This window comes from Rhodoblastus sp. (assembly GCF_052145335.1).
Lineage (GTDB): Bacteria > Pseudomonadota > Alphaproteobacteria > Rhizobiales > Beijerinckiaceae > Rhodoblastus.
The window spans coordinates 1-3,408 of record NZ_JBKQOU010000015.1 but is presented as its reverse complement, the minus strand read 5'-3'; the positions used below and the strand labels follow the sequence as shown (position 1 = coordinate 3,408).

Sequence of the window (3,408 nt, the reverse complement as noted above, 5' to 3'; positions counted from 1 at the left end):
GCGGCGTGAACGACTCGATTTCCAAATGCGCGGCGAGTTCTTTGAAAAATTCTTTTACTGCCGCAACACCTTTGCGTTCGCCACCCCACGGGATGAGCGCCGGGTCCGCGTTGGAAAACCAACTGATATTTGGATCGGATGCAGCGAAGAACGTTTCAAGGTCACCGCGTTTGAACGCGTCGTAGAGCGATTTCACGAATTCAACATTATCCATCATGATCGCCTCCCTCTGTCGGCTCGCCGCACCATTGCGCGCGAACTCGCACGCCAAACCTCGGGTGGCTGCTCATCAAAAATGGATTTGGCCACGAAGGAGTTCGGTCAAGCATAGATTAAGAAATCTATGTGCGATTTCATTTTTTGCAAGCTTAGTCTGGGCATTTGATCGCGCTGGGCATACAGTCAGTCAAAAATCGGAAGAAAGATCGAAGGCCACTTAAAATAACTATAGAACGCGTTTCAAGAGGCGCGAGCCGCGCTTGCTTACCACCTAAATCGTGGGGCGTTCCACATTTGTGTATGCTTTGTTGTTTTTTTGACGATTAAGAAATTGATCTGGAGCAATAAAAAGGCTGTTATGTCCGCCCAGAGCTGTTCCGGCTTCTCGGTGACTTCTGTCTCGGCGACCTGCTTCGGTCGAACAGGTAGACAGACTTTCGCGCCTGACCTCGTCCGACTGGGAAAAATTAAAAAGCGGAATCGCCGCGATGCTGGCCAAGGGCGTCTCATGGTCGCAAATTCAAGGAGCAACGGGTTGCAGCCGCGCGACCGTCGCGAAGATCGCCAAGCGTTCGGTCGTAACAGTGAAGGAGGTTGTCGCTTAACCGCGCGAAAACGACGGGCACCATCACTTTGAACGCCCGACGTTGACGGCTACAAAGGTTGGAACATCACCAGCGCGTCTACGAGACCGTGCGTGGGATGCCGAAACGCGTGCGGCAGGCGTCCGACAATCTTGAACCCGAGCGATTGCCATAGGCGCACGGCGCGGTCGTTCGTGCTGACCACGAAGTTGAACTGCATGCTTTGGAATCCATGTGATCGCGCGTGCGCCATCGAATGCTCGCACATCGTGCGGGCGACGCCGCGTCCAATCGCCCCCAAGTCGGTCATATAACCGCAGTTGCAGACGTGATCCCCGCCGCCAGCCTGATTGGCGCGGATATAATAGGTTCCAACGATGCGCCCTTCGTCCTCGGCCACGAATGTCTCCCGGTCTGACCCCATCCAGTAAGCCAGCGCATCGGCCTCGCTCATGTCGGGCGGCAACGCGTAGGTCTCACCGGCCCGGATCGTCGGCCCGATAATCGACCAGATCGCCTTCTCGTCTGCGTTCATCGCGGGTCGGATCAGCATTCTGTCGTCATAGTTGATCGCCCTTTCGGCGGGAACACCTTCGTACGACGTGAGGGCCAGTATTGCCTGCTATCCTATTTCTACTATAGAAACCGGTACGGAATGCAGCCGCGCGACTGTTGCGAAGATCGCCAAAAGACGAGCGGAACACCCGCGTAAACCCGACGCAGCGATCATCATAATTTGCCTGTGTTTGTAGCTTGCCGGTTAACCTCTCGGTTACTTTTGCAGCCATACCGTGCGCTCACAACGAGAGGCTACACACGACAGACACGGTGACTGGAATCGCGGGAGATCGCATTCGCTCTTTTATTGAGCGCATCGAGCACATCGACGAAGAGATCAAGGCCTTAAACGAAGGGAAGAAGGAAGTGTTGTCCGAGGCCAAGGGCGAAGGTTTCGATGTGAAAGTGCTGAAGGAAATCCTTCGCTTGCGCAAGCAGGACAAGGACGAGCGCGACGAACAAGAGACCTTGCTCGACCTTTATCTCAGGGCAATGGAATCTTCAGAGTCCTCGGCAGCGAAGGCCGCATAGTGTCATGGTTGTGTGGCGGAAAGGTCCTTGACCGGCACAACATAAGCTTCCAACGACGATGAAGCGGGGCCAAAGGCGCCACTCGATTTGCCGAGATTTGGAGAACCAGAGCCGGAAACAGGGCCAAGGCAAAAGCTCGCGCCGATCAATCGACATTGAAAATATGCACCTTGATCAGCCATTTGCCGTTCGGACCCTTTTCGAACACGCGGACAGCATTCCCCGAAACTTTCTTGACGGCGCCCGTCGCGTCCACGACATCGAGAGTATAGCGGTTGGTCTGGTAGGCGAGCTTTCCGTCGCGCTGGACCGAGAGAATTTCGTATGTGTGGTTCTTGCGGTTGCCGGGTTTGATCCGGTCGGCCCAGAATTTTCCTATCGCCTCAGCGCCCATGATCGGCTGCGACCCCGGCGGCATGACCACCGCGTCCTTGGCGTACATTGCGGCGAAGGCATCGCCCTTTAGATTATTATAGGCCGACAGGAACTCCGTATTGGCCGCCTGCATGGCGCCGCGAATGTCTTCCTTGGCCGATGCGAAATATGTCGCCGCGAAAGCGGCGATCAATCCCGCGACAATAATTCGGATCAATTTCATTGTTGCCTCCCGACAGCCCATTCACCGCTTCGTGGCTTGGCCGCCACGTTGACGCCTAATGATAAGCTTCGCGATATGCCCGTCAAAGAAAAAGGGCCTCGGCAAGCCGCGACCCATTTCAAGTTTCAGTGATGGGCGACCTCTGCGCGCCTGACATACCGTTCAAGTTGCTCGGGCATAAGCACGGCGTCTATTTTGTTTTCGATAAACAGCCGGTGCAGGAGATTCGACTTCGTCTTAAACGTGGCAACGACGCCTCGCTGCCATCCTCTACAACAGAAACGTTTGTCCCTAAAGCAGGCAATATCAAGTCTTCTGATTTGCCAAATTCATTCATTAGCCAATCGCAGAACGCCGCGTTAACCCGCAACTCTTCGGCCACGAGCATATCTATATCACGCTCTACAAATTTGTTTATTCCGCAAACTTCAAAATGCCCCATTAACCACCTTCACGCCTAACAATCCATTTTGGAGCTTATTGCGAAGGCGGAGGTCGGACAAGGGCGTATAATGGGAAACGGGTTCGATTGGTCTTGCGGAGAAAACTATTATTAAAAAAGAGGAGTGCTCATGATATCTTCTCCCTGAAGTGTTCTCCGAAACGGTCTTCGATGAAACAGTCCAAAGCTGACCTCTTCACCGCCGCGACAAAGAGAAATGCGTTACGTCGTGAAAGCGGCTTACCATTACTCAATATCCGCGACGAAATCGATAAGAAGCAAAACGTCCTCGACTGGAAGGACTTCGCAGACGTCTGCCAGCAGCACAAAGCCGTCCGGGATCGGATCGCCGCGCGCATCAAGGCGGAGTTGGCCGCGAGAGGTTGTGATTGCTTGTCTCACGGTGGGCGATTTCTATTGGCGTTCAAGGTGGATAAAGATTTCCACGATTATCTGCGCGGGATAGGCGTGAAAAT

7 protein-coding genes are annotated in these 3,408 nt (G+C 54.0%); 3 read left to right on the top strand and 4 right to left on the bottom strand.

The window, feature by feature from the left end; translation table 11 throughout:
* Both ACLP2E_RS01150 and ACLP2E_RS01145 read right to left on the bottom strand, forming a co-directional pair.
* Nucleotides 1-217, bottom strand: a 217-nt coding sequence (locus tag ACLP2E_RS01150; protein ID WP_442464919.1) for a nuclear transport factor 2 family protein, incomplete at its 3' end; no start/stop codon positions are given.
* A gap of 273 nt (nt 218-490) precedes the next feature.
* Nucleotides 491-718 carry a hypothetical protein gene (locus ACLP2E_RS01145; RefSeq protein ID WP_442464920.1) on the bottom strand — a complete coding sequence of 76 codons (228 nt, stop codon included), beginning with the start codon at nt 716-718 and terminating at the stop codon, nt 491-493.
* Here ACLP2E_RS01145 and ACLP2E_RS01140 point away from each other — a divergent pair.
* Complete coding sequence (locus ACLP2E_RS01140) at nt 708-824, top strand: hypothetical protein (protein WP_442464918.1); 117 nt, start codon at nt 708-710, stop codon at nt 822-824. The two genes, ACLP2E_RS01145 and ACLP2E_RS01140, sit on opposite strands and share 11 nt — an antisense overlap.
* A 49-nt stretch (nt 825-873) precedes the next feature.
* Here ACLP2E_RS01140 and ACLP2E_RS01135 read toward each other — a convergent pair whose 3' ends face one another.
* Nucleotides 874-1,356 (bottom strand): GNAT family N-acetyltransferase, encoded by a 483-nt coding sequence (locus tag ACLP2E_RS01135; protein ID WP_442464917.1) that lies wholly within the window; start codon nt 1,354-1,356, stop codon nt 874-876.
* Between the two features lie 275 nt (nt 1,357-1,631).
* Between ACLP2E_RS01135 and ACLP2E_RS01130 the strand changes: the two genes are divergently transcribed.
* Nucleotides 1,632-1,892, top strand: coding sequence for a DUF2312 domain-containing protein (locus ACLP2E_RS01130; protein WP_442464916.1), 261 nt, complete (start codon nt 1,632-1,634; stop codon nt 1,890-1,892).
* Between the two features lie 145 nt (nt 1,893-2,037).
* Here ACLP2E_RS01130 and ACLP2E_RS01125 read toward each other — a convergent pair whose 3' ends face one another.
* Entirely contained in the window at nt 2,038-2,490 is a 453-nt protein-coding gene (locus tag ACLP2E_RS01125; protein ID WP_442464915.1) for a YybH family protein, read from the bottom strand.
* Between the two features lie 613 nt (nt 2,491-3,103).
* Between ACLP2E_RS01125 and ACLP2E_RS01120 the strand changes: the two genes are divergently transcribed.
* Nucleotides 3,104-3,408: hypothetical protein (locus ACLP2E_RS01120; RefSeq protein WP_442464914.1), on the top strand; the 305-nt coding region annotated here is incomplete at its 3' end.

Coding starts and splice junctions, on each gene's coding strand:
- ACLP2E_RS01140 (WP_442464918.1), top strand. CDS start 708: ATGCTGGCCAAGGGCGTCTCATGGTCGCAAATTCAAGGAGCAACGGGT.
- ACLP2E_RS01135 (WP_442464917.1), bottom strand. CDS start 1,356: ATGCTGATCCGACCCGCGATGAACGCAGACGAGAAGGCGATCTGGTCG.
- ACLP2E_RS01125 (WP_442464915.1), bottom strand. CDS start 2,490: ATGAAATTGATCCGAATTATTGTCGCGGGATTGATCGCCGCTTTCGCG.